This window comes from Streptomyces sp. M41, assembly GCF_043673425.1.
GTDB lineage: Bacteria > Actinomycetota > Actinomycetes > Streptomycetales > Streptomycetaceae > Streptomyces.
In genome coordinates, this window is sequence record NZ_JBIMKE010000039.1 from 40,679 (window position 1) to 64,247 (window position 23,569).

The 23,569-nt window shown below is 71.1% G+C and carries 20 protein-coding genes, 3 tRNA genes and 1 pseudogene; 10 read left to right on the top strand and 14 right to left on the bottom strand.

The features are described 5' to 3' along the window. Positions 1 to 169 precede the first annotated feature (169 nt). On the top strand, positions 170 to 1,258 hold the full coding sequence (locus tag ACHBTE_RS32460) for a Leu/Phe/Val dehydrogenase (protein WP_394728712.1): 1,089 nt from the start codon (positions 170 to 172) through the stop codon (positions 1,256 to 1,258). A gap of 329 nt (positions 1,259 to 1,587) precedes the next feature. Further along, positions 1,588 to 1,845: a DUF3073 domain-containing protein gene (locus ACHBTE_RS32465; RefSeq protein WP_055624925.1), complete on the top strand. Its 258-nt coding sequence runs from the start codon at positions 1,588 to 1,590 to the stop codon at positions 1,843 to 1,845. An 83-nt stretch (positions 1,846 to 1,928) separates the two neighbouring features. On the opposite strand, the gene purM is transcribed toward ACHBTE_RS32465, so the two are convergent. The 9 genes from purM to purS all read right to left on the bottom strand — a co-directional run bounded on the left by purM (position 1,929) and on the right by purS (position 10,996). Beyond that, positions 1,929 to 3,008 carry a phosphoribosylformylglycinamidine cyclo-ligase gene (gene purM, locus ACHBTE_RS32470; RefSeq protein ID WP_394728715.1) on the bottom strand — a complete coding sequence of 360 codons (1,080 nt, stop codon included), beginning with the start codon at positions 3,006 to 3,008 and terminating at the stop codon, positions 1,929 to 1,931. Positions 3,009 to 3,054: 46 nt separating this feature from the next. Next, positions 3,055 to 4,584, bottom strand: coding sequence for an amidophosphoribosyltransferase (gene purF, locus ACHBTE_RS32475; protein WP_394728717.1), 1,530 nt, complete (start codon positions 4,582 to 4,584; stop codon positions 3,055 to 3,057). Positions 4,585 to 4,645: 61 nt separating this feature from the next. Beyond that, positions 4,646 to 5,440, bottom strand: coding sequence for an META domain-containing protein (locus ACHBTE_RS32480; RefSeq protein WP_394728719.1), 795 nt, complete (start codon positions 5,438 to 5,440; stop codon positions 4,646 to 4,648). Positions 5,441 to 5,489: 49 nt separating this feature from the next. Then, positions 5,490 to 6,287 (bottom strand): sterol carrier family protein, encoded by a 798-nt coding sequence (locus ACHBTE_RS32485; RefSeq protein WP_394728721.1) that lies wholly within the window; start codon positions 6,285 to 6,287, stop codon positions 5,490 to 5,492. Between the two features lie 10 nt (positions 6,288 to 6,297). After that, a complete protein-coding gene (locus ACHBTE_RS32490) occupies positions 6,298 to 7,131 on the bottom strand; it encodes a M23 family metallopeptidase (RefSeq protein WP_394728723.1) in 834 nt (277 codons plus the stop codon). Between the two features lie 22 nt (positions 7,132 to 7,153). Beyond that, positions 7,154 to 7,654: an ArsR/SmtB family transcription factor gene (locus ACHBTE_RS32495; protein ID WP_394728725.1), complete on the bottom strand. Its 501-nt coding sequence runs from the start codon at positions 7,652 to 7,654 to the stop codon at positions 7,154 to 7,156. Between the two features lie 122 nt (positions 7,655 to 7,776). Next, on the bottom strand, positions 7,777 to 10,035 hold the full coding sequence (purL, locus tag ACHBTE_RS32500; RefSeq protein WP_394728727.1) for a phosphoribosylformylglycinamidine synthase subunit PurL: 2,259 nt from the start codon (positions 10,033 to 10,035) through the stop codon (positions 7,777 to 7,779). Then, positions 10,032 to 10,736 (bottom strand): phosphoribosylformylglycinamidine synthase subunit PurQ, encoded by a 705-nt coding sequence (purQ, locus tag ACHBTE_RS32505; RefSeq protein ID WP_394728729.1) that lies wholly within the window; start codon positions 10,734 to 10,736, stop codon positions 10,032 to 10,034. The genes purL and purQ overlap by 4 nt, the downstream gene beginning before the upstream one ends. Next, positions 10,733 to 10,996, bottom strand: a complete 264-nt coding sequence (purS, locus tag ACHBTE_RS32510; RefSeq protein ID WP_394728731.1) for a phosphoribosylformylglycinamidine synthase subunit PurS — start codon at positions 10,994 to 10,996, stop codon at positions 10,733 to 10,735. Before purS ends, purQ begins: the two co-directional genes overlap by 4 nt. A 334-nt stretch (positions 10,997 to 11,330) precedes the next feature. Between purS and ACHBTE_RS32515 the strand changes: the two genes are divergently transcribed. The 8 genes from ACHBTE_RS32515 (at position 11,331) to ACHBTE_RS32550 (ending at position 15,879) form a co-directional block, all read left to right on the top strand. Next, positions 11,331 to 11,648: an Lsr2 family protein gene (locus ACHBTE_RS32515; RefSeq protein ID WP_394728733.1), complete on the top strand. Its 318-nt coding sequence runs from the start codon at positions 11,331 to 11,333 to the stop codon at positions 11,646 to 11,648. A 155-nt stretch (positions 11,649 to 11,803) separates the two neighbouring features. Continuing rightward, positions 11,804 to 11,875 (top strand) — tRNA-Gly (locus ACHBTE_RS32520). A gap of 81 nt (positions 11,876 to 11,956) precedes the next feature. Next, a tRNA-Gly gene (locus ACHBTE_RS32525) sits at positions 11,957 to 12,029 on the top strand. A 135-nt stretch (positions 12,030 to 12,164) separates the two neighbouring features. Continuing rightward, positions 12,165 to 13,148 (top strand): ABC transporter ATP-binding protein, encoded by a 984-nt coding sequence (locus ACHBTE_RS32530; RefSeq protein ID WP_394728735.1) that lies wholly within the window; start codon positions 12,165 to 12,167, stop codon positions 13,146 to 13,148. Further along, a complete protein-coding gene (locus tag ACHBTE_RS32535) occupies positions 13,145 to 13,921 on the top strand; it encodes an ABC transporter permease (protein WP_394728737.1) in 777 nt (258 codons plus the stop codon). The genes ACHBTE_RS32530 and ACHBTE_RS32535 overlap by 4 nt, the downstream gene beginning before the upstream one ends. Positions 13,922 to 13,949: 28 nt before the next feature. After that, on the top strand, positions 13,950 to 15,164 hold the full coding sequence (locus tag ACHBTE_RS32540) for a sensor histidine kinase (RefSeq protein WP_394728739.1): 1,215 nt from the start codon (positions 13,950 to 13,952) through the stop codon (positions 15,162 to 15,164). Then, positions 15,161 to 15,781 carry a response regulator gene (locus ACHBTE_RS32545; protein WP_394728742.1) on the top strand — a complete coding sequence of 207 codons (621 nt, stop codon included), beginning with the start codon at positions 15,161 to 15,163 and terminating at the stop codon, positions 15,779 to 15,781. The genes ACHBTE_RS32540 and ACHBTE_RS32545 overlap by 4 nt, the downstream gene beginning before the upstream one ends. 22 nt (positions 15,782 to 15,803) lie before the next feature. After that, positions 15,804 to 15,879 (top strand) — tRNA-Gly (locus ACHBTE_RS32550). A 56-nt stretch (positions 15,880 to 15,935) separates the two neighbouring features. On the opposite strand, the gene ACHBTE_RS32555 is transcribed toward ACHBTE_RS32550, so the two are convergent. The 5 genes and pseudogenes from ACHBTE_RS32555 to ACHBTE_RS32575 form a co-directional block, all read right to left on the bottom strand. After that, complete coding sequence (locus ACHBTE_RS32555; protein ID WP_394728744.1) at positions 15,936 to 16,835, bottom strand: phosphoribosylaminoimidazolesuccinocarboxamide synthase; 900 nt, start codon at positions 16,833 to 16,835, stop codon at positions 15,936 to 15,938. 136 nt (positions 16,836 to 16,971) lie between these two features. Beyond that, positions 16,972 to 18,462: a N,N-dimethylformamidase beta subunit family domain-containing protein gene (locus ACHBTE_RS32560; protein ID WP_394728746.1), complete on the bottom strand. Its 1,491-nt coding sequence runs from the start codon at positions 18,460 to 18,462 to the stop codon at positions 16,972 to 16,974. Positions 18,463 to 18,756: 294 nt separating this feature from the next. Further along, positions 18,757 to 20,622, bottom strand: coding sequence for a hypothetical protein (locus tag ACHBTE_RS32565; protein WP_394728752.1), 1,866 nt, complete (start codon positions 20,620 to 20,622; stop codon positions 18,757 to 18,759). A gap of 722 nt (positions 20,623 to 21,344) precedes the next feature. Next, positions 21,345 to 22,598 carry a phosphoribosylamine--glycine ligase gene (purD, locus tag ACHBTE_RS32570; protein ID WP_394728748.1) on the bottom strand — a complete coding sequence of 418 codons (1,254 nt, stop codon included), beginning with the start codon at positions 22,596 to 22,598 and terminating at the stop codon, positions 21,345 to 21,347. 112 nt (positions 22,599 to 22,710) lie between these two features. Then, positions 22,711 to 23,569, bottom strand: a pseudogene (locus ACHBTE_RS32575) (DNA polymerase III subunit gamma and tau); the annotation flags it as partial.

Sequence of the window (23,569 nt, forward strand, 5' to 3'; positions counted from 1 at the left end):
AAAACGGCGGGAAATCTATGCAAATCGTCGCACGGCTGTACTCCGGGAGTAGGTGATCCTGAGCACGGCGGGTTCAGCGGGCGCCCACGGGTCTAATCTCATGCACACAGTTCCCGCCACCTGTACGGGAGCTCGCTCCAACCGCCGCCAGTACTCAGGAGTCACCACAGTGACCGACGTAACACACGGCGTCCTGCACACCCTGTTCCACTCGGATCAGGGGGGTCATGAGCAAGTTGTGCTCTGCCAGGACCGCGCCAGCGGCCTCAAGGCCGTCATCGCCATTCATTCCACCGCTCTGGGCCCCGCGCTCGGCGGTACGCGCTTCTACCCGTACGCGACCGAGGAGGAGGCCGTCGCCGACGCCCTGAACCTCGCGCGCGGGATGTCCTACAAGAACGCCATGGCCGGGCTCGACCACGGCGGCGGCAAAGCCGTGATCATCGGCGACCCGGAGAAGATCAAGTCGGACGAGCTGCTGCTGGCCTACGGCCGGTTCGTGGCCTCGCTCGGCGGGCGCTACGTCACCGCGTGCGACGTCGGCACCTACGTCGCCGACATGGACGTCGTGGCCCGCGAGTGCCGCTGGACCACGGGGCGCTCCCCGGAGAACGGCGGCGCCGGCGACTCCTCCGTGCTCACCGCCTTCGGCGTCTACCAGGGCATGCGGGCCTCCGCCCAGCACCTGTGGGGCGACCCGTCGCTGGGGGGCCGCAAGGTCGGTATCGCGGGCGTCGGCAAGGTGGGCCATCACCTGGTGGAGCACCTGCGGGCAGAAGGCGCCGAAGTCTTCATCACGGACGTGCGCGAGGAGGCCGTGGGCCGGATCCTCGCCGCGCACCCCGAGGGGGTGACGGCCGTCGCCGACACCGCGACGCTGATCCGCGTCGAGGGCCTGGACATCTACGCCCCCTGCGCGCTCGGTGGGGCCCTGAACGACGACACCGTGCCCGCGCTCACCGCGAAGATCGTCTGCGGTGCCGCCAACAACCAGCTCGAGCACCCCGGTGTCGAGAAGGACCTCGCCGACCGCGGGATCCTCTACGCGCCCGACTACGTGGTGAACGCCGGCGGCGTGATCCAGGTCGCCGACGAGCTGCACGGCTTCGACTTCGACCGGTGCAAGGCGAAGGCGTCGAAGATCTACGACACCACGCTGGCCATATTCGCTCGTGCGAAGACGGACGGTATTCCGCCGGCCGCAGCGGCCGACCGGATCGCCGAGCAGCGGATGGCGGAGGCACGCGGGGCACTGTGACGGGTGCGTCGGCTCCGCGCGGACGGAGCCGACGAAAATGCATGACACGGGTTTGACCGGTACCCGCCGGTGGGCAGTTGGAGAGAACTCTCACTTCTACCGGCGGGTCGACCGCCGATAAGTGGTTAAAATCGCGGTTGACCAGCGAGGACAGGGCACCTCGAAGGTCCTGTGCACACGCGCGTGCTGCGGGCGACGTACCGTATGGGCGCGGGCTCAGGTACCGTGGAAGCCCTACGGATCGGCCTCTCCATGGAGAGTCCGTTCCGGATCATGAACGCGTGTCAGACTCTGGGGCCGTCGAGCCCCGTCACCGAGGGGGTCGAGCCATGGGGCGCGGCCGGGCCAAGGCCAAGCAGACGAAGGTCGCCCGCCAGCTGAAGTACAACAGCGGTGGGACGGACCTCTCACGTCTGGCCAGTGAACTGGGCGCATCGACTTCGAGCCAGCCGCCGAACGGCGAGCCGTTCGAGGACGATGAGGATGACGAGGACGATCTTTACTCTCGATACGCCGACCTCTATGAGGACGACGACGAGGACGAAGACGACGGTCCCTCTTCTTCACAACACCGTCGCGGCGCTTGACCATGCATTGAGCACTCACCCGGTCGGTGGCACTGCCACCGGCCGGGTTCTGCGCTGTCCGCAGGTGTTGCTGTCGCAGGTGTTCAGACCGCGTAGTCGCCGACCAGCTCCGCGCCGGTCGTGTGGTCGCCTCGGTCCGTGATCTCGCCCGCGACCCATGCGTCGACCCCGCGGTCGGCGAGCGTCGCGAGCGCCACGTCCGCGGACTCCTCCGGGACGATCGCGATCATGCCGACGCCCATGTTCAGGGTCTTCTCCAGCTCCAGGCGTTCGACCGAGCCGGTCTTGCCGACGAGGTCGAAGATCGGGGCCGGGGTCCAGGTGGCGCGGTCGACGGTCGCGTGCATGCCGTCCGGGATCACCCGGGCCAGGTTGGCCGCGAGGCCACCGCCGGTGATGTGGCTGAAGGCATGCACCTCGGTGGTACGGGTGAGGGCCAGGCAGTCCAGCGAGTAGATCTTCGTCGGCTCCAGGAGCTCCTCGCCGAGGGTGCGGCCCAGCTCGTCGATCTGGGCGTCCAGGGCGAGACCGGCCTGGTTCAGCAGCACGTGGCGGACGAGCGAGTACCCGTTCGAGTGAAGGCCGGATGCCGCCATGGCGATCACCGCGTCACCCGTACGGATGCGATCCGCGCCCAGCAACCGGTCGGCCTCCACCACGCCCGTACCGGCGCCGGCGACGTCGAAGTCGTCCTCGCCCAGCAGACCCGGGTGCTCGGCCGTCTCTCCGCCGACCAGGGCGCAGCCGGCGAGGACACAGCCCTCGGCGATGCCCTTGACGATGGCGGCCACCCGCTCGGGGTGGACCTTGCCGACGCAGATGTAGTCGGTCATGAACAGCGGCTCGGCGCCGCACACCACGATGTCGTCCATGACCATGGCGACCAGGTCGTGGCCGATGGTGTCGTAGACGCCCATCTGACGGGCGACGTCCACCTTGGTGCCGACTCCGTCGGTGGCGGAGGCGAGCAGGGGACGCTCGTAGCGCTTGAGGGCGGAGGCGTCGAAGAGACCGGCGAAACCGCCGAGGCCACCGAGGACCTCGGGGCGCTGGGTCTTCTTCACCCACTCCTTCATCAGCTCGACGGCGCGGTCGCCCGCTTCGATGTCGACGCCCGCGGCTGCATAGCTGGCGCCGCCCTCGGCGATGGGTGTCTCAGACATGGCTAATGAGAACCTTCGTGTCGTACGGCAGGTGTTACGGGGCCGTCTACGGGCGGCGGATCGCGTCGGTGGCGGCCGTGGCGGCCGGGCCGGCGGCCAGCTCCGTCTCCAGCAGCTGCTTGCCGAGCAGCTCGGGGTCCGGGAGCTCCATCGGGTACTCGCCGTCGAAGCAGGCGCGGCACAGGTTCGGCTTGGCGATGGTGGTCGCCTCGATCATGCCGTCGATGGAGATGTACGACAGCGAGTCGGCGCCCAGCGAGGTGCCGATCTCCTCGATCGTCATGCCGTTGGCGATGAGCTCGGCGCGGGTCGCGAAGTCGATGCCGAAGAAGCAGGGCCACTTCACGGGCGGCGAGGAGATCCGGATGTGGACCTCGGCGGCGCCCGCCTCGCGGAGCATGCGGACCAGGGCGCGCTGGGTGTTGCCGCGCACGATCGAGTCGTCGACGACGACCAGGCGCTTGCCCTTGATGACTTCCTTCAGCGGGTTCAGCTTCAGCCGGATACCGAGCTGGCGGATGGTCTGCGAGGGCTGGATGAACGTCCGTCCGACGTACGCGTTCTTCACCAGACCGGCGCCGAACGGGATGCCGCTCGCCTCCGCGTAGCCGATGGCGGCCGGGGTGCCGGACTCCGGGGTCGCTATGACCAGGTCGGCCTCGACCGGGGCCTCCTTGGCGAGGCGGCGGCCCATCTCCACGCGGGAGAGGTACACGTTCCGGCCGGCGATGTCGGTGTCCGGGCGGGCCAGGTACACGTACTCGAAGACACAGCCCTTGGGCTTCGCTTCCGCGAATCGGGAGGTGCGCAGGCCGTTCTCGTCGATGGCGACGAACTCGCCCGGCTCGATCTCGCGGACGAAGCTGGCACCGACGATGTCGAGGGCGGCCGACTCCGACGCGGCGACCCAGCCGCGCTCCAGGCGGCCGAGGACCAGCGGACGGATGCCCTGCGGGTCACGGGCGGCGTAGAGGGTGTGCTCGTCCATGAAGACGAGACTGAAGGCGCCCTGGACCTGCGGAAGGACCTGGTGGGCCGCCTCCTCGATGGTCAGCGGCTTGCCGTCCTCGTCGACCTGGGCCGCGAGCAGCGCGGTCAGCAGGTCGGTGTCGTTGGTGGCCGCGACGCGCGGGGTGCGGCCACCCTCCTGCTTGGGCAGGTCGGCGACCATCTCGGCGAGCTGGGCGGTGTTGACGAGGTTGCCGTTGTGACCGAGCGCGATGGATCCGTGCCCGGTGGCACGGAACGTCGGCTGGGCGTTCTCCCACACGGATGCGCCGGTGGTCGAGTAGCGGGCGTGTCCGACCGCGATATGACCCTGGAGCGAACCGAGCGAGGTCTCGTCGAAGACCTGGGAGACCAGTCCCATGTCCTTGAAGACGAGGATCTGGGAGCCGTTGCTGACCGCGATTCCCGCGGATTCCTGGCCCCGATGCTGGAGGGCGTAGAGCCCGAAGTACGTGAGCTTTGCGACCTCTTCGCCCGGAGCCCAGACACCGAAGACGCCACACGCGTCCTGGGGGCCTTTCTCGCCGGGGAGCAGATCGTGATTGAGTCGACCGTCACCACGTGGCACGGCTCCGAGTGTAGGCGAGATCGACCACTGGTCCGAATTGGGGATACGCGGCCGTAAAGGATCACCCAGCTGCCGCCGCGCTGACGCTCTCACCGTTTTCGCTGGTCAGCGTGAGATTCCGGTGGTTCAGTTCGTATTTCACGGTGCCGTCGAAGAGCTTCAGGAGCTCCTTCTCCGTTTTCATGAGTGAGGTGTCGCACATCATTCGGGTGGTGGACGGGGTGCCCAGCGTGATACGGCCGTCGCTGACCGTCGCCGTCGCCTTCACCTTGTTGCAGCCGAGGCTTCCGCCCACCTGACCGGTCTTCTCGTCGAAGGTGAGGTGCGCCTTGCCGTCGGCGTCGGGGCTGGTGACGGTCCACTTCGTGCCCTTGAGCGGGGCGGCCTCCTGCTTGCTGAGGGCCACCCGGTCGCCGTCCTTCGTGGTGAGGGTGAGGTTGTCGCCGTCGACCTCGCTGGTGAGGTCGCCTTCGGCGAGGGTGCGCGCGAGGGTCTCCTCGAACTTCGGGGGGACGCCGTCGCAGGCCATCTCGGTCGCCTGGAGCTTGTCGAAGGCGACGCGGCCGTCCGCGAAGGAGGCGTCGGCACCGAAGTTGTTGCAGCCGAGGTTGCCCTTGACCTCGCCGCCGTCGGCGATCCACAGGTAGGCGCTGCTCGGGGCGGCGTTCTTCTTGCCGTCGACGGTCACGTCGTCCACCGCCCAGTGGACGCCGGAGACGGAGGCCGACGACCCGGCGCCGACCGAGTCGCTGCCCGAGTCCTCGCTGCCGCAGGCGACGGCGAGCGGGAGGAGCGTCAGCGTGGCGAGGGCGGTCAGTCGCTGCTTGTCCTTGCCGAGTGTGCCGAATGTGTTCATGCCGGTGGGACGGGAGGGAAACGGGACTGGTTCCGCGGATACGCCGGCGTCACCCCATGAGCGGCAGCAGCCCGCTCAGGTCCGCCCGCTCCCCGCTCGCGCTCACCTTGGCCTGCGCTATCGCGTCCGGCCAGGTCACCCTGCCGGTCGCGAGCCGGATCCAGGTCAGCGGGTCGGTCTCGACGACGTTCGGCGGGGTGCCCCGGGTGTGCCTCGGCCCCTCGACGCACTGCACGACGGCGTACGGCGGGATCCGCACCTCGGTGGAACCGCCGGGCGCCCGCGCGGCGAGCGCGTCGGCGAGGAAGCGGGTGCAGGCGGCGAGGGCCTGGCGGTCGTAGGGCAGGTCGAGGCCGGGGACGGCGGCGTTCAGGTCGTCGGAGTGGACGACGAGTTCGACGGTGCGGGTGACCAGGTAGTCGGCGAGGGTCATGGCGCCGGTGCGGGTGGCGAGGAGCCGGTCGCCGGGCGCGTCCGCCAGCCTCTCGGCCAGGCGTTCCTCGGTGCGGGCGTACAGGGCGTCGAGGTCGCGGTCGGCGGCGGCGAGTTCGCGGGTGCCGTCGGCGATGTCGTCGGCGCGGGCGGCGGTGGTGAAGGGCCACTGAAGGAGGGTGAGCTCGGCCTTGGCCGGCTCGTCCCGGTCGAGGTTGCGGCTGACGGTCTCCACGGCCGTGGTCATGTGCGCGGCCAGGTCCCGGACGGTCCAGCCCGCCAGTCGGGTGGGGGCGGCGAGCTGGTCGTCGGTGAGGGTACGTACGGCCTGTCGGACGTTCCCGAACTGGGCGAGGACCGCGGTGCGGATCCTGGCGGGGTCGTAGGTGCGGGCGCGCTTCTTGGCCGGGGACATGGACGGCAGCCTAGGCGGGTTGCGAGGCCGACGTGGGGAGCTCGAAGATCTCCCGGTTGCGGGGTACGCCCACGCCGCGCCAGGTGAAGGGGACGCCGCGAGCGGTGTCCGGGTCGGGCCCGTCCATCAGCTGGAAGTGCAGGTGGGGTTCGGTGGAGTTGCCCGAGTTGCCGCAGCGGGCCAGCTGCTGTCCGGCGGTCACCCGGTCGCCCTCGCGGACGGTGGACGAACCGCGCTGCACATGGGCGTAGAGCGCGAAGGTGCCGTCGCCGAGGTCGAGGACGAGGTGGTTGCCGACGACCCGCTTGACGCCGGCCAGGTCGCGTACGGACGCCTCCACGACCATCAGGTACAGCAGCGCGAGCAGTGAGGTGCGGCTGAGGTGGTCGCGCTGGTCGTCGACGGCCCGTACGACGGTGGCGTCGGCCACCGCGAGCAGCGGGGCGCCGAACGCCGGGAAGGCACTGCTGCGGCGGGCGATCGGCCACAGCCAGCGGAAGGCGGGGCGGGCGCTCGGCTCGGGCTCGGCGACGACATCGATGGCGTAGGTCTGGCCGTAGGCGTGCGTGCCGTGGCTGGGGGTGCGGTCGGCCGGGCTGTTCAGCGCGGACCAGCGGCCGGTGACGGGCGGCGCGACCTCGACGGGCTCGCGGGCGGCGCGGGGGCTGTCCGGGGCGCCGCCCCAGCGATGGGCCACGACGAGGATCACATAGGACAGGACGAGCGGCAGGAAGTTCCACCACATGGGATGGCCCAGGCCCAGGGTGAGGTCGGCGATCACCAGGGCGAGGAAGGTCAGGTGCAGTGCGCGGTAGACGATCTTGACGAGCTTGCGTCCGGACATCGTTTCCCCAGTTCGGTCGCTGTTACGGACGGGCCGCGGACAACGCCACCAGCAGCGGTACGACCCGCCCCGGCGGCACCTCGTATCGGCCCCGTCCTGTCGTGTGCAGCCAGCCCGTGCCGGTGAGCTGGCGCAGGTGGTGGTAGATCTGGCCGGTCGTGCCGACCTCGTCGGGCTCGGCCAGTTCGGCCGCGGTGCGCCGGCCGCCGAGGATCTCGCGGAGCAGCCGCAGCCGGACCGGATGACCGAGCGCCGCGAACGACTCGGCGGCCGTGGCCCAGTCGTCGTCCAGCAGCCCCTCGGTCAGCGTCCCGTGCTGCCACTCGTACTGCTCCCCGGTCGGCAGCCGGACGGCGCCGGTGAACAGCACTCCTCCGTCGACCGCCTTCAGCTCGGCCAGCTGCTCCTTGAACCCTTCCAGGGCCCAGAAGTCTCCCTCGCCAAGGCGGGGAGCGGTGTGCTGCGCGCTTTCCAGCGCGGCCAGTCGTCGCTCCAGGTCGGCGACGCGTTCTTCGAGTTCCACACCTCGATATTACGGAACTACGTAATTACGTGCAAGCGGCGGAACGGGGCGGACAGGGGGCCCGCGCACGCCGAAGCCCCCGACCGGCGGACCGGACGGGGGCTTCGAGGGAGGTTCGGAACTCAGGCCAGCAGCGCCGGAATGGTCTCCTCGTGGGCCTTGCGCAGCTCCTCCAGGCCGAGCGCGAACTCGCCCTGGACGTCCACCGAGTCACCGTCGACGACACCGATGCGGGTGACCGGCAGACCCCGCGCCCCGCACATGTCGTTGAAGCGGACCTCTTCGGAGCGCGGCACGGCGACGACCGCACGCCCCGCCGACTCGGAGAAGAGGAAGGTGAAGGCGTCGAGCCCGTCCGGTACGACCAGACGCGCGCCCTTGCCGCCGAGCAGCGCCGACTCCACGACCGCCTGGATCAGACCGCCGTCGGACAGGTCGTGCGCGGAGTCGATCATGCCGTCGCGGGAGGCGGAGATCAGGATCTCGGCGAGCAGCCGCTCCCGCTCCAGGTCCACCTGCGGGGGCAGGCCGCCGAGGTGGTCGTGGATCACCTGCGACCAGGCCGAGCCGCTGAACTCCTCACGCGTGTCGCCGAGGAGGTAGAGCAGCTGGCCCTCCTCCTGGAAGGCGACCGGCGTGCGCCGGGCCACGTCGTCGATGACGCCGAGGACCGCGACGACCGGGGTCGGGTGGATGGCCGCCTCGCCCGTCTGGTTGTAGAGCGAGACGTTGCCGCCCGTGACCGGCGTGCCCAACTGCTGGCAGGCGTCGGCCAGTCCGCGCACGGCCTCCGCGAACTGCCACATCACCGCCGGGTCCTCGGGCGAGCCGAAATTCAGGCAGTCGGAGACGGCGAGCGGCTTGGCGCCGGTCGTGGCGACGTTGCGGTACGCCTCGGCCAGCGCCAACTGGGCGCCGTGGTACGGGTCCAGCTTGGCGTAACGGCCGTTGCCGTCGGTCGCGATGGCGACGCCGAGGCCGGTCTCCTCGTCGATGCGGATCATGCCGGAGTCCTCGGGCTGGGCGAGGACGGTGTTGCCCTGCACGAAGTGGTCGTACTGCGAGGTGACCCACTTCTTGGACGCCTGGTTGGGTGACGCCACAAGCTTCAGGACCTGGTCCTTCAGCTCCTCGGACGTCCCCGGCCGGGGCAGCTTGTTCGCGTCGTCGGCCTGGAGCTCGTCCTGCCAGGACGGGCGGGCGTACGGGCGCTCGTAGACCGGGCCCTCGTGCGCGACCGTGCGCGGGTCGACGTCGACGATCTTGCCGCCGTGCCAGTAGATCTCCAGCCGGTCGCCGTCGGTGACCTCACCGATGACGGTGGCGATGACGTCCCACTTCTCGCAGATCTCCAGGAAGCGGTCGACCTTCGCCGGCTCGACGACCGCGCACATGCGTTCCTGCGACTCGCTCATGAGGATCTCCTCGGGCGAGAGCGTGGAGTCGCGCAGCGGTACGTCGTCGAGGGTGACGCGCATGCCGCCGGAGCCGTTGGAGGCGAGCTCGGACGTGGCGCAGGACAGGCCGGCGGCGCCGAGGTCCTGGATGCCGACGACCAGCTTCTCCTTGAACGCCTCCAGGGTGCACTCGATGAGCAGCTTCTCCTGGAAGGGGTCGCCGACCTGGACGGCGGGACGCTTGGACGGCTTGGCGTCGTCGAAGGTCTCCGAGGCGAGGATCGAGGCGCCGCCGATGCCGTCACCGCCGGTCCGGGCCCCGTACAGGATGACCTTGTTGCCCGCGCCGGACGCCTTCGCGAGGTGGATGTCCTCGTGCCGCATCACACCGATGGCACCGGCGTTGACCAGCGGGTTGCCCTGGTAGCAGGCGTCGAAGACGACCTCGCCGCCGATGTTGGGCAGGCCCAGGCAGTTGCCGTAGCCGCCGATTCCGGCGACGACACCCGGGAGCACCCGCTTGGTGTCGGGGTGATCGGCCGCGCCGAACCGCAGCGGGTCGACGACGGCGACGGGCCGCGCGCCCATCGCGATGATGTCGCGCACGATGCCGCCCACACCCGTGGCCGCGCCCTGGTAGGGCTCGACGTACGACGGGTGGTTGTGCGACTCGACCTTGAAGGTGACCGCGTAGCCCTGGCCGACGTCCACGACGCCGGCGTTCTCGCCGATGCCGACGAGGAGCGCGTCCGACTGGGGCGCCTTCTCGCCGAACTGGCGCAGGTGCACCTTCGACGACTTGTACGAGCAGTGCTCGGACCACATGACGGAGTACATGGCGAGCTCGGCGCCGGTGGGCCGGCGGCCGAGGATCTCCACGACCCGCTCGTACTCGTCCTTCTTCAGGCCGAGTTCGGCCCAGGGCAGCTCGACGTCGGGGGTCGCGGCCGCGTGCTCGACCGTGTCCAGAGGCGTCCGGCTCATGCGTTGACCAGCTTCTTGAGGATCGAGGTGAAGAAGGGGAGGCCGTCGGTGCGGCCGGTGCCGATGAGCGGCTCGACGGCGTGCTCGGGGTGCGGCATGAGGCCGACCACGTTTCCGGCCTCGTTGGTGACGCCGGCGATGTCCCGCTGCGAGCCGTTGGGGTTGCCGTATCCATCAGCGGCTTCGCCGCGGACCAGGTACCGGAAGGCGACGCGGCCCTCGGCCTCCAGCTGGTCGAGCGTGTACGCGTCGGCGACGTACTGCCCGTCGTTGTTCTTCAGCGGGATTTGGATCTCCTGGCCGGCCGTGTAGTCGGTGGTCCAGGAGGTCTCGGCGTTCTCCACGCGCAGCTTCTGGTCACGGCAGATGAAGTGCAGGTGGTCGTTGCGCAGCATCGTGCCCGGCAGCAGATGGGCCTCGGTGAGGATCTGGAAGCCGTTGCAGATGCCGAGCACCGGCAGACCGGCCTTCGCCTGCTCCAGCAGGGGCTCCATCACCGGCGAGAAACGGGCGATGGCTCCGGCGCGCAGATAGTCGCCGTAGGAGAAACCGCCGCACAGCACCACCGCGTCGACCTGCTTGAGGTCCTTGTCCTTGTGCCACAGGGCTACGGGTTCGGCGCCCGCGAGCCGGATCGCACGCTGTGTGTCCCGGTCGTCCAGAGAGCCCGGGAAAGTGACGACGCCAATACGAGCGGTCACTTCACGGCCTCCGCGACTTCCTCGACGCGGACGGTGAAGTCCTCGATCACGGTGTTGGCGAGGAAGGATTCCGCAAGATCGTGGATGCGGGCGAGCGCGGCCTCGTCGACCGGCCCCTCAACTTCCAGTTCGAAACGCTTTCCCTGACGGACGTCCGAGATGCCTTCGAAACCCAGACGCGGCAGTGCGCGCTGCACCGCCTGGCCCTGGGGGTCGAGGATCTCCGGCTTGAGCATGACGTCGACTACGACGCGTGCCACGTGCACTCCCGGTGGTGTGGTGCTGAGCAGGTTCCTGCAGTGGTTTCAGACTACCTGCACAAAATTTCTACGCGCGTCGACTTGTAGGAAGCTACGTGACTGCAGTCACGAGCAGGGGTCGGGGCGCCCGTCGGCGAAAAGTTCCGGAAAAGATCCCGGATCGACACCCGATACCTATTGCGCCCGCCCGTCTCCCACCACCACCCTTCCATCGAAGTCACTTCCGCTCCCCCTTGATTTCTGACACGCGGGAGGATTTAGTCGAGCTTCACATTGCATTGTCGGGCACGGTACAAATGAATTGTCAGCGTGCCGTACGAAGGGACCGATATTCGTGGCGCAGAAGGTCGTGGTCACTCTCTTTGACGACATCGACGGCTCAGAAGCGGCGGAAACGATCGCCTTCGGACTCGACGGCAAGTCGTACGAGATCGACCTGAATGAAGCCAATGCCGAGAAACTGCGTAAGGCGCTCGCGCCGTACGTGGACGCCGGCCGCAAGCGGTCGAAGTCAGGCAAGGCGTACAAGCAGACCGAGGTGGCCCCGGACCCGGCGGCCGTCCGGGCCTGGGCCCAGGCCAACAAGATGGAGGTGCCGGCCCGCGGCCGGATCCCCAAGAAGGTCTACGAGGCCTTCGCCTCCGCGCAGTGAGGTGACCGGAAGGGTGTCCTCAGGGCCCGTCAGCGGGCCCTGAGGACAGTCGACTTGGACGGGGGGCGCAACCGACTTGCGCTACCCCCCTGCCGATCAGCTAATGTCTGGGACACGCCGCCGGGCGGGACGGAAAAGTCCAGCTCGCAGGGCATGCGGGTGTAGTTCAGTAGTAGAACATCCCCCTTCCAGGGGGAAGGCGCAGTGTGCAATTCCTGTCACCCGCTCTGCATCGGCCGTACGGACCACTGTTGTGGATCAGGTAGGCTGGTGCTCGCACCGATCGGTGAGAGCCGGTCGGAGGCAATGCGGACGTAGCTCAGTTGGTAGAGCGCAACCTTGCCAAGGTTGAGGTCGCGAGTTCGAGCCTCGTCGTCCGCTCTGATGAAAGCCCCGGTCCTTCGGACCGGGGCTTTTTCGTGTTTCCCGAGGCCCGCGTCTGCGCCTGACATTTGTCATGCCGAGTGGTGACAGCGCGCACTGCTGCCGGGCCCCCGCCGCGGGGACGCTGATGTCATGAACATCGACGAACGCGAACACGTGATTGAGGTCACCGACCTGCGGCGTGTGTACGGGGGCGGGTTCGAGGCGGTACGCGGCATCTCCTTCTCCGTGGACCGCGGGGAGGTCTTCGCACTGCTCGGCACCAATGGCGCCGGCAAGACATCGACCGTGGAGCTGCTCGAGGGACTCGCCCCGCCCTCCGGGGGGCGGGTGCGGGTGCTGGGACACGACCCCTGCGCCGAGCGGGCCGCCGTACGGCCGCGGACCGGGGTGATGCTGCAGGAAGGGGGCTTTCCGTCCGAGCTGACGGTCATCGAGACCGCGCGGATGTGGGCGGGCTGCGTCAGCGGGGCACGGCCGCCGCTGGAGGTGCTGGAGCGGGTCGGGCTGGCCGGGAAGGCCGGTGTCCGGGTCAAGCAGCTGTCCGGGGGTGAGCGGCGGCGACTGGACCTGGCGCTCGCGCTGCTCGGCGACCCCGAGGTGCTGTTCCTGGACGAGCCGACGACCGGACTGGACGCCGAAGGGCGCCGGGACACCTGGGAGTTGGTGCGGGCGCTGCGTGACGCCGGGACGACCGTGCTGCTGACCACGCACTACCTGGAGGAGGCCGAGGACCTCGCCGACCGGCTCGCGATCCTGCACGAGGGGCGGATCGCGGCCACCGGGACACCGGCCGAGGTGACCGCGGCCCAGCCCTCGCGGATCTCCTTCGAGCTGCCCGAGGGCTACTTCCTCGGCGACCTGCCGCCGCTGGCCGAGCTCGGCGTGTCCGGGCACGAGGTGCACGGCCGGGTCATCCGGCTACGGACCCGGCAGCTGCAACGGGCGGCGACCCGGCTGCTGGTCTGGGCCGAACAGGCCGGGGTGGAGCTGCACCGGCTCGATGTGCGCTCCGCCTCGCTGGAAGAGGCGTTCCTGGGGATCGCGCGGGACGCCTCCGCGGCCTCCGACGGGACGGCGACGAAGAAGAAGGCGACGAAGGAGTACGCGGCATGAGCGGCACGGTCACCACCCCGGCGGGCCGGATGACGGCGCTGGCCCGCGCCGAGCTGACGCTGCTCGGACGCAGCAGAGGGACTCTCGTCGCCGCCCTGTTCGTGCCGCTGGTCCTGCCGTTCAGCGTGTGGTCCGCGACCAAGGACATGGACCTGGAGAAGTCCGGCCTGACCCCCGGCACCGTCGTCCTGCCCGCCGCGATCGGGTTCTCGCTCCTCTTCGCGGTGTACGGCGCCCTCGTCGGCGTCTTCACCGCCCGGCGCGAGGAACTCGTCCTCAAGCGGCTGCGCACCGGCGAGCTGCGGGACACCGAGATCCTCGCCGGGTCCGCGCTGCCGGCGGTCGCCACGGGACTGGTGCAGTCCCTTGTGCTGGCGGTGGGCTGCATGGTCCTGCTGGACATGCCCGCGCCGCCGGCCCCCTATCTCGCCGTGCCGGCGCTGCTGCTGGGCCTGGTGCTGTGCGCCTCGCTGGCGGCGGTCACCTCGGCGTTCACCCGCACCACCGAGAGCGCCCAGGTCACCACGCTGCCGGTGGTGATGGTCTCGATGCTCGGCTCCGGCATGGCCGTCCCGCTGGAGGTGCTGCCCGACAAGGTGGCCTCGGTGTGCGAACTGCTGCCGCTGACCCCGGTGATCACGCTGGTGCGCGGCGGCTGGACCGGGGAGCTGGCGGCGGGCGAGGCGCTGGGGGCGGTGGCGACCGCCCTGGCCTGGACGGCCGTCGGCGTGTTTGCTGTACGGCGGTGGTTCAGGTGGGAGCCACGGCGGTGACGTAGGGACACAGGGGGAGAGCGGCGGGATGCGCGGGCCGGGGAAGTGGTGGCGGAGCAAGAGCACACCGGCGAAGGTGGAGACCTACACACGGTCGTCGTTCCACTTCTTCGCGGCGGCCGAGGTCGTGTCGGCCACGGTGCCGATGGCCGAGGCCCGGCACGAGCTGACGGGCTGGCTGATGCTCATGGTGTGCCTGCACGCGGCCCTGTGTTCGCTGACCGTGTCCCGGGCGCTGAGCTGGGTGTGCGGCCGGGGTGGGCAGCCCGTACGGCTGCTGTGGACGCTCGGCGCGGTGACCGCGACGATCGCTGTCACGGCCCTCGCCATCGCCGAGCGCGGTCCGGACGGGGCCGCGCCCGCGGCCAACGGGGCCTTCGGCGTCGTCCTCACTTTCGGCCTGGGCATGATCGCGCTGGGGGTGGGCAGCCGACGGCGGGTGTCCGCCCTTGTCACCGGGTTCGCGGCGGCCACCGGACTGCTCGCCCTCCTGCTGGGGCAGCCCGCCCTGTCCGCGCTGGTCAGAGCGCTGCTGGTGCTGATCAGCGGCGCGTTCATCGCCTTCACCGCGGTCTTCTCGGTCTGGCTGCTCAGGGCCGTCTACGAACTCGACGAGGCCCGCGAGACCCGCGCCCGGCTCGCGGTCGCCGAGGAACGGCTGCGGTTCGGGCGGGATCTGCACGATGTGATGGGCCGGAATCTGGCGGTCATCGCCCTCAAGAGCGAGCTGGCGGTGCAGCTGGCGCGGCGCGACCGGCCGGAGGCCGTGGAGCAGATGATCGAGGTGCAGCGGATCGCGCAGGAGTCGCAGCGCGAGGTGCGCGATGTCGTACGGGGCTACCGCGAGGCCGACCTGGAGGTCGAACTCGCCGGAGCCCAGGGCGTGTTGACGGCGGCCGGGATCCGGTGCGAGGTGACCGGGAAGGCGGCCGGGCTGCCCGTCGAGGTGCAGTCGGCGCTGGCCTGGGTCGTGCGGGAGGCGACCACCAATGTGCTGCGGCACGGGGACGCCGGGCGATGCGCGGTGGGAGTGCGGGTGACGGAAGGGCACGTGGTGTTGACGGTGGAGAACGACGGTGCGGCCGGAGCCCCCGACGGGGGTGGGGGCTCCGGTCTGGCCGGGCTGCGGGAGCGGCTGGCGGCGGTGGACGGGACGCTGGCGGCCGGACGCGTCGGCGAGGGCGAGTTCCGGCTGGTGGCGGAGGTGCCGCTGGCGGCCGGCCTGCGGGAGGTCACCGTATGACCGCGACCGCCGCGGTGCGGCTGCTGCTCGCCGACGACGAGCATCTGATCCGGGGCGCGCTCGCCACCCTGCTGTCCCTGGAGGACGACCTCGTGATCGTCGCCGAGGCCGCCACCGGTCCCGAGGCGCTGGCGATGGCCCGGGCCCACGAGCCCGACGTCGCCGTGCTGGATCTCCAGATGCCCGGCGCGGACGGTGTGAAGGTCGCCACATCCCTGCGTGCCGAACTGCCCGGCTGCAAGGTGCTGATCGTGACCAGTCACGGGCGGCCCGGGCATCTGAAGCGGGCGTTGGAGGCCGGTGTGCGCGGGTTCGTCCCGAAGACCGTCAGCGCTCAGCGGCTCGCGGAGATCATCCGGACCGTGCACGCCGGAAACCGTTACGTCGACCCGGAGTTGGCCGCCGACGCGATCGCCGCCGGGGACTCGCCGCTGACCGCGCGGGAGGCGGAGGTGCTGGAACTGGCCGCCGACGGGGCGCCCGTCGCGGAGATCGCGGAGCGGGCCGCGCTGTCGCAGGGGACCGTGCGGAACTATCTGTCCTCGGCCGTCTCCAAGCTGGGGGCGGAGAACCGGCACGCGGCGGTGCGGCTCGCACGGGAGCGAGGTTGGGTATAGTGGTTCTCGCGCCACGGCGCATGCGAACGTAGCTCAGTTGGTAGAGCGCAACCTTGCCAAGGTTGAGGTCGCGAGTTCGAACCTCGTCGTTCGCTCCAGATCAAGGCCCCGGTCATCGACCGGGGCCTTTGTCATGCGGATCAGGTCATGCGGGTCAGCTCCAGCTCGTGCCCGTCAGCCGCTCGTACGCCTCCACGTACTTCGCGCGGGTCGCGTCCACGACGTCCTGCGGCAGCGGCGGCGGGGGCTGCTCGCTCCTGCGGTCCCAGCCGGAGGCCGGCGAGGTCAGCCAGTCACGCACGAACTGCTTGTCGTACGACGGCTGCGCGCGGCCCGGCTCCCACTGGTCGGCGGGCCAGAAGCGGGAGGAGTCCGGGGTGAGGATCTCGTCGGCGATGACGAGCGTGTCCCCATCGAAGCCGAACTCGAACTTGGTGTCCGCGAGGATGATGCCGCGCTCGCGGGCGATGTCCCGGCCGCGGGCGTAGACAGCGAGGGTCGCCTGGCGCAGCCGGGCGGCGGTGTCGGCGCCGACCTGGCGGGCGACCTCCTCGTAGGAGACGTTCTCGTCGTGCTCGCCGACGGCGGCCTTGGTGGCCGGGGTGAAGATCGGGGCGGGCAGCTCGGAGCCGTCGACGAGGCCCTCGGGGAGGGCGAGGCCACAGACGGTGCGGGACTCGTCGTACTCCACCAGGCCGGAGCCGGTGAGGTAGCCGCGGGCCACGGCCTCCACCGGGACCATCTTCAGGGACTTGCAGACGAGGGTGCGGCCCGCCCAGTCGGCGGGGGCGCCGGCGGGCAGGTCGGTGCTCACCACATGGTTGGGGATCAGATCGGCGATCTGGTCGAACCACCACAGGGAGAGCTGGGTGAGCACGCGGCCCTTGTCGGGGATCTCGGTCGGCAGCACCCAGTCGTATGCGGAGATGCGGTCGCTGGCGACCATCACGAGGTCGCCCGCCTCGTTCCGGTACAGCTCGCGCACCTTGCCGGTGTGCAGATGCACCAAGCCCGGAACCTGGATCGGCTCAGGCTTTTCTACGAATCCGGACACGGTTCCTCCCCGTGGTTGAATCCAAAAGGGCGCCCGCAGGGCTCGAACAGGGTGGTGGTGGGAGACGGGCGGGCCAATGGCTCGATTCTCCCGTATGCCGGAGATCGGCCGGTGACGGGGGGTGCTTCAGCGGAGTTCAGTCACGTTTGCAGATGCGGTCGAGGAGATTCGCGGTGGCGCGCTGGACACGGGTGTCGACGTGGCCCGGGCGGTCCAGCGCCGGGGACCAGGCGAACGTCCCGGAAGCGAAGACCAGGGCGCCGGACGGGGCTCGGTAGAGGGACGTCTCCTGGTGGCGGACCACGCCCTCCCGGTCGGCGTACGGCGAGTGGGCGAGCAGGATGCGCTCCTCGTGGTCGGGCAGCTGGGTGCGCGGGAAGTAACGGTCCGCCTCGCCCGCGACCATGCCCGCGATCTCGTCGCCCTCGTGCGCGCCGGTCGCCTCCCACAGCCAGTGGTCGGCGTTGCGGACGATCAGGGGGTGCGGCTCGGGGACATGGCCCGCGTACTGGATGCCGATCACCTCCTGCTCGGGGCGGTCGATCTCGCGCCAGAGCACCGCGCGGCCGGGGCCCTTGCGTTTGCGGCAGGTGAGCAGTCGGTCGGGGACGCCGGACGGAGAGGGGCCCAACTCCACCTGCCAGTACATGGTGTTGGCCGAGAGGAAGACCAGCGACGTGCCGTTCTCGCGGGCGAGCTCCACGGTGCGGCGCATGTTCGACGACCAGTACTCGTCGTGGCCGGGGAAGACCAGGCCGCGGTAGCGGGTGGGGTCGACGTGTCCGGCGTGCAGGTCGCGGGCGTCGGCGTAGGCGAGGTCGTAGCCGTAGCGCTCGGCCCAGCGGATGAAGTCGTAGGCGTGGCCGACGTGCAGGGGCAGGCCCGCGCCCGCGTACGGGCGGTCGAAGGAGACGGTGGTGGCGGCGTCGGCCTCACCGAGCAGCCGGCCGTCCTCGTCCCAGGCGTGATAGAGGCTGGCGCCGATGCGGCCGTCCTCGGGATACAGGTTGTACGCCTGCCAGGTGACGTCGGGCAGGAGCAGCAGCAGGTCCGCGGGGTGCTTGTCCCGCACGGTGAAGGGGATGTGGGAGCGGTAGCCGTCGGCGGTGGTGAGGACGGCGACATACGCCCCGATGCTCCAGAACGAGGGGACCTGGAGGCGCCAGGACAGCCACCAGTGGTGGCAGGAGACCGTGCGGTCGGCGGTGAGCGGCGGGGGCTGCACGATGCCGGACAGCCGTGGGCTGGTGGTGATCTTGGCCGCGCCGTCGCCGCCGTAGTGGCCGATGCGGTAGACGTCGACGGCGAATTCCTGGGGCGGGTCGACGGTGATGTGGAAGTCGACGGCCTCGCCGGGGGCGACCGCGCCGGTCGAGGTGAAGCCCTTGATCTGGCGGTGGATGTCGTCGGCCGAGCGCGGGCCGGCGCTTCGCGGGGCCGGGACTCGGGGGGTGCCCGCCGTCGGGGGGTGGGCCTGTCCGTCGACGTACCAGGGGACGACCTGGCCGGTGTCGTCGAAGTACGTCACGTTGCCGCGCAGCCAGGGGACGGGGCCCTGGCCGAAGGGGTCCGTCACGGCGTGCGCGAGTGCTCCGGACTCCCAGCGGCGGATCTGCTCCGACCCCATGGCCATACCCCTCCCTCGTTCCCCCGTGGTGGTGCGCCCAGCGTTCGTGTGTGGTGCCGGTCGGTGCCGGCTGGTGCCGGTTGTCTGTCTGTCGTGCCGGTTGTCTGTCTGTCGTGTCGGCTGCCGGATGGCGTAAGCCCTTGCCATATGCGCTATCGCGATCCCAGCACATCACATTGCGCACGCATCCTGTCACTATTCGTTGCGAATTGGCCGAAAGTGGAACCGGGGCCTCCGGCCGTATACGGCGCCCGCGGCCGTGCCGGGCTGATCCGCTCGGGCCGCTAGGGCTGCTCAGACGAGGCGCACCGGCTTCTCCGGACGTATCCCCGACTCCAGCAACCAGGCGCGCAGGGGCGCCGGATCGCCGTCCTCGATGAGGCTGAGAACCCTGGGGGTCAGGTCGGCGGCTCTTTCCCCGTTGATCAGCAGCGTGGGGCCGTCGAGCCAGTCCAGACCGGGGGCCGCGCCCGCGGTGTCCATCGCGGCACAGCACACCATCGCCGTCACATGGTCCGTCAGCAACTCGCGCGCCGTGCGCGGCGGCTGGAGCGGGAAGAGCGGGAGCGCCCCGATGTCCAGAAGCGTGGTGCCGGGGGCGGGGGACGCCGTGTGCTCCGCCGGGGCCGCGGCCTCCTCGCGGGCCAGCTCGGCGGTCAGGCAGGCGGCGAGGGCGGAGCTGCGCTCGGTTTCCTCGTCTTCCGGGGCGGGGTCTTCGGCCATGGATGTGTAGGGGGGCTTGGGTGCCTTCGGGGGGCGGGGGTGCGGGGCGTCGGTGCCAGCGGAGGCGTCGGAGGCGTCAGAGGCGTCGGCCTGCTGTTCGTCCCTCTCGGGGTGGGGGCCCGTGGGCAGCGGGGTGGTGGTGAAGGCCGGCGGGAGCGACAGGTGCTCCAGGACCCGGGACAGGGTCGGCGCCTCGGAGCCCGGGGAGCCGCCGTCGGTGGTGCGGCGGACGCCCAGGGCGTCCAGGACGCGGTGCAGGCGGGCCGCGTCGGTGCGCCACTTACGGTCGACGACCTCCTCCGGGTACTCCTGCCAGTCCACCGGGGACCAGTCGGGACCGGACTCCGCGGGGCCGCCGTGGAAGAGGCGGGCGGCCAGGAGCGAGGCGGCCGCGTCGACCGCGCCGGGCTCTTCCAGGAGGTCACAGGCGGGGCGCTCCCCCAGCCGGGACGCGAAGCCCTCGGCCAGACGGTCCCGGCGGGAGAGCTCGGTGAGCGCGGCGACGACGCCGGCGTCCAGCCGGGACGGCCAGCGCCCCATCCGCCAGGCCGGCAGCGCCACCCGCGTCAGCAGCCGGTCCCAGCCCGCGTACGCCAGCCCGACCTGTTCCTGGGCGACGATCCGCAGCCCGTAATCCACAGCCTGTGCACGCTCGGCCGCCGCCGCGGCCACGCCCCGCTCCATCTCGGTCGCGTGCTCCCGGCAACTGCGCAACAGCAGCCGGGCGATCCAGCCCAGGCCCGCACACGCCGCCCGTGACCCCGGGCAGCGGCCACGCGTCGAGGCGACGGCCACCGCGGCGTCCAGGCCCCGGACGAAGCGCCGGGCCAGGGCTATGTCCGGGTGGGCGGAAGGTCCCGTACCGGCGACGACCGGGGCCAGGACCGCGCGCAGCTCCCCGACCCGCATCCACCACAGGAACGGGGAGCCGATCACGAGGACCGGGGCGGCGGGCGTACGGCGATGGGGGCCGCGCAGGCCCGGCCCGCGCGGGCCGCCGAGCTCGTCGCGGTCCACCGCCGGGGGCGGGCCGTGCGACGGGTGGGTGCGGTCCTCCAGCCAGCTGTCGCAGTCCGGGGTGAGCGCTATCGCGGACGGGGCGGGCACGCCCAGGCGGTCGGCGAGGTCGCGCACCAGCCGGTACAGGTCCGGGGCCTGCTCCTCGGCTATCGGCACCGTCGGGCTGACGGCGGGCCGGGAGCGGGCGACGACCAGGGCGACGACGGCGGCGATGAGCAGGACGAGGGCGGCGACGGGCGTCACCACCCAGCGGGCGGCTTGCCAGCCCGGGCCGACGAGGTGGCCGGTGGAGGCGCCCACGAGCAGCACCACGGCGACCGCGGCCGGCAGCAGGGCGACGGCGAGCGCACGGCTGCGGATGCGCAGCACGGCGAGCGCACGGGCACGTGCTGCCTGCGCACCGACCTCCACACCCATACCGGTCACGCCGGACCTCACCCCCTCCGCGCTGCCCTGGCCGTCCGAACTGTCCTGGCTTTGCTCACTCCCCCACTGTGGCACCCGCCACTGACATCGCAATGCCGGTGGGCCAAGTGCCGGAACGCTTGCGCCGCACCCTAGTTGGGGCCTTGGCCCACGTCAGCCGGATGGGGCATCGGTCACTCGATGGAATGGCTTTGGGGAGAGGTGGATGACGGAACGCGAGGATCAGGCCCCGAATCCTGAGACGGGTTCGGGGCCTGGGGGGTTCATCGGGGGTGGGGGGTGTTCCTGGCCATTGGTGGGTGGCCGGGGTGGGTGGGCTGGGGGGCCTGGGGTGGGTGCCGGGGTGGGTGCCGGGGGTGGGTGCCCGGGGTGGGTGCCCGGGAGCGGGGGCGGGTGCCCGAAGTGGGGGCCCGGGGTGGATGCCCGGGGTGGATGCCGAGGCGGTCGCCCGGGGTGGATGCTGAGGCGGTCGCCTGGGGCGGGTGCCCGAGGCAGTCGCCTCGTGCGAGTGCCCGGGAGCGGGTACCGAGGCCGTCGCATGGGGCGGGTGCCCGCAGGGTGGGTGCCCGCAGGGCGGGTGCCCGCAGGGTGGGTGCCCGAGGCGGTCCGCCCGGGCGGCTAGTCGCCTGGTGCGAGTGCCCGGGGGGGGGCGAGTGCCCGGGGGGCGAGTGCCCGAGGCCGTCCGCCCCGGAGCGGACAGTCGCCTGGGGTGGTTACTCGCCTGCCGCCGCCTTCGCCGCGATGTCCGTACGGTGCTGGGAGCCGTCGAGACGGATGCGGGCGACGGCCTGATACGCGCGGTCGCGGGCCTCGGTGAGGTCCTTGCCGATCGCCGTGACGGACAGGACCCGGCCACCGGCGCTGACGACCGCGTCGCCGTCGCGCCTGGTGCCGGCATGCAGGACGTACGCGTGCGGGGCGTCCTCGGCGGCCACCTCGTCGAGGCCGGTGATCGGGTCGCCGGTGCGCGGGGTGCCGGGGTAGTTGTGCGAGGCGACGACGACGGTGACCGCGGAGTCCTCGCTCCAGCGCAGCGGCTCCAGATCGGCGAGGTCGCCCTTGGCGGCGGCCAGCAGAACGCCGGCCAGCGGGGTCTTCAGACGGGCCAGGACGACCTGGGTCTCGGGATCGCCGAAACGGGCGTTGAACTCGATGACCCGGACGCCGCGGGAGGTGATCGCGAGGCCGGCGTAGAGCAGGCCGGAGAACGGGGTGCCACGGCGGCGCATCTCGTCGACGGTCGGCTGGAGAACCGTCTCCAGCACCTCGGCGACCAGCTTCGGGTCCGCCCACGGCAGCGGGGAGTACGCGCCCATGCCGCCGGTGTTCGGGCCCTCGTCCCCGTCCAGCGCCCGCTTGAAGTCCTGGGCGGGCTGGAGCGGGACGACCGTCTCGCCGTCGGTGACGGCGAACAGGGAGACCTCGGGGCCGTCGAGGTACTCCTCGATGACGACGCGCTCACAGGCGTTGGCATGCGCCCGGGCCGCCTCGAGATCCTCGGTGACGACGACACCCTTGCCGGCGGCGAGACCGTCGTCCTTGACGACGTACGGAGCACCGAAGGCGTCCAGGGCCTCGTCGACCTCGGCGGGCGTGGTGCAGACGTAGGAGCGGGCCGTCGGGACGCCGGCCGCCGCCATCACGTCCTTCGCGAACGCCTTGGAGCCCTCGAGCTGCGCGGCCTCCCCGGAGGGGCCGAAGACCGGGATGCCCGCCTCGCGCACGGCGTCGGCGACCCCGGCGACCAGCGGCGCCTCCGGGCCCACGACGACAAGACCGGCGCCGAGTTCCGTGGCCAGCGCGGTCACGGCCGCGCCGTCCAGGGCGTCGACCCGGTGCAGCTCGGCGACCTCGGCGATGCCGGCGTTGCCGGGGGCGCAGTGCAGCGCGGTGACGTCGGGGTCGAGGGACAGGGAACGGCACAGGGCGTGTTCGCGGGCGCCGTTTCCGATGACGAGGACCTTCACGGGGGTCAGCCTAACGGGGTTTTTGTGCGGGGCGATGAGGGGCCGGGGGTTGAAGACCTGTAGCTTCCTCCAGGTCACTGCCCCGCGTGCTGTCCGTGTGCCGTCCGTCCCGCTACTCGTTCATGATCTCCTCGACCACCGTCGCCCCCAGCTCCCGCACGATCAACTCGTAGCCCGACAGGGCCGACTCATTGAGATCGGGGTCGTCGTCCTCCGGGATGTCGTCCTCGATGGAGACATGCGGTGGCGGCTCCGGGCTGGAGGAGCGGGGTGCCGGGGTGGAACCGGTGGAACCGCTGGACGCGGTGTACGACGACGCCGAGGCCGGCGGGGACGAGGTGGGTGCCGTGGGCTGGGGTTGGGGTGGTGCCGGGCGCTGACCGGAAGGCGCGCCGCCACCGCCGTAGCCGCTGCTCCCGCTGTTGCCACCGCCGCCGTAGCCGCCGCCACCACCGCCATAACCGCCGGCGCCGCCGCCCGCATGGCCACCGGACCCGCCGCCGCCGAAGCCGGGGGAGCCGCCGGTCGTCGCAGCGGGGGCTGAACCGCCACCCGACGGGTCGACGATCGCCTCGATCTTCCACTGCACGTTGAACTGCTCTGCCAGCGCCTGCCGCAGCACGTCCTCGCTGCCGCTGCTGGTGAAGTTGTCACGCGCTCCGGCGTTGACGAAGCCGAGTTGGAGAGTGGTGCCGTCGAAGCCGGACACCTGGGCGTTCTGGCTGAGCAGGATCCACGTGAAGCGGCGACGGTTCTTGACCGCCTCCAGGATGTTCGGCCAGAGCATGCGGGGGTCGAGGCCGCCGCTCGGAGGCGCGTAGGCGGGTGCCGCGCCCGCGGTGGGGGCGGGGGGCGGGGGTGCCGCGGGCGTCGAGTGAGTCGAGGGCTGCGCTGAGGGTGTGGAGGTGCCCTGCGCAGCCGCTGGGGGCTGGGCGCCGCCGCCCGCCGGGCTCGCCGTGGGCCAGCCGCCG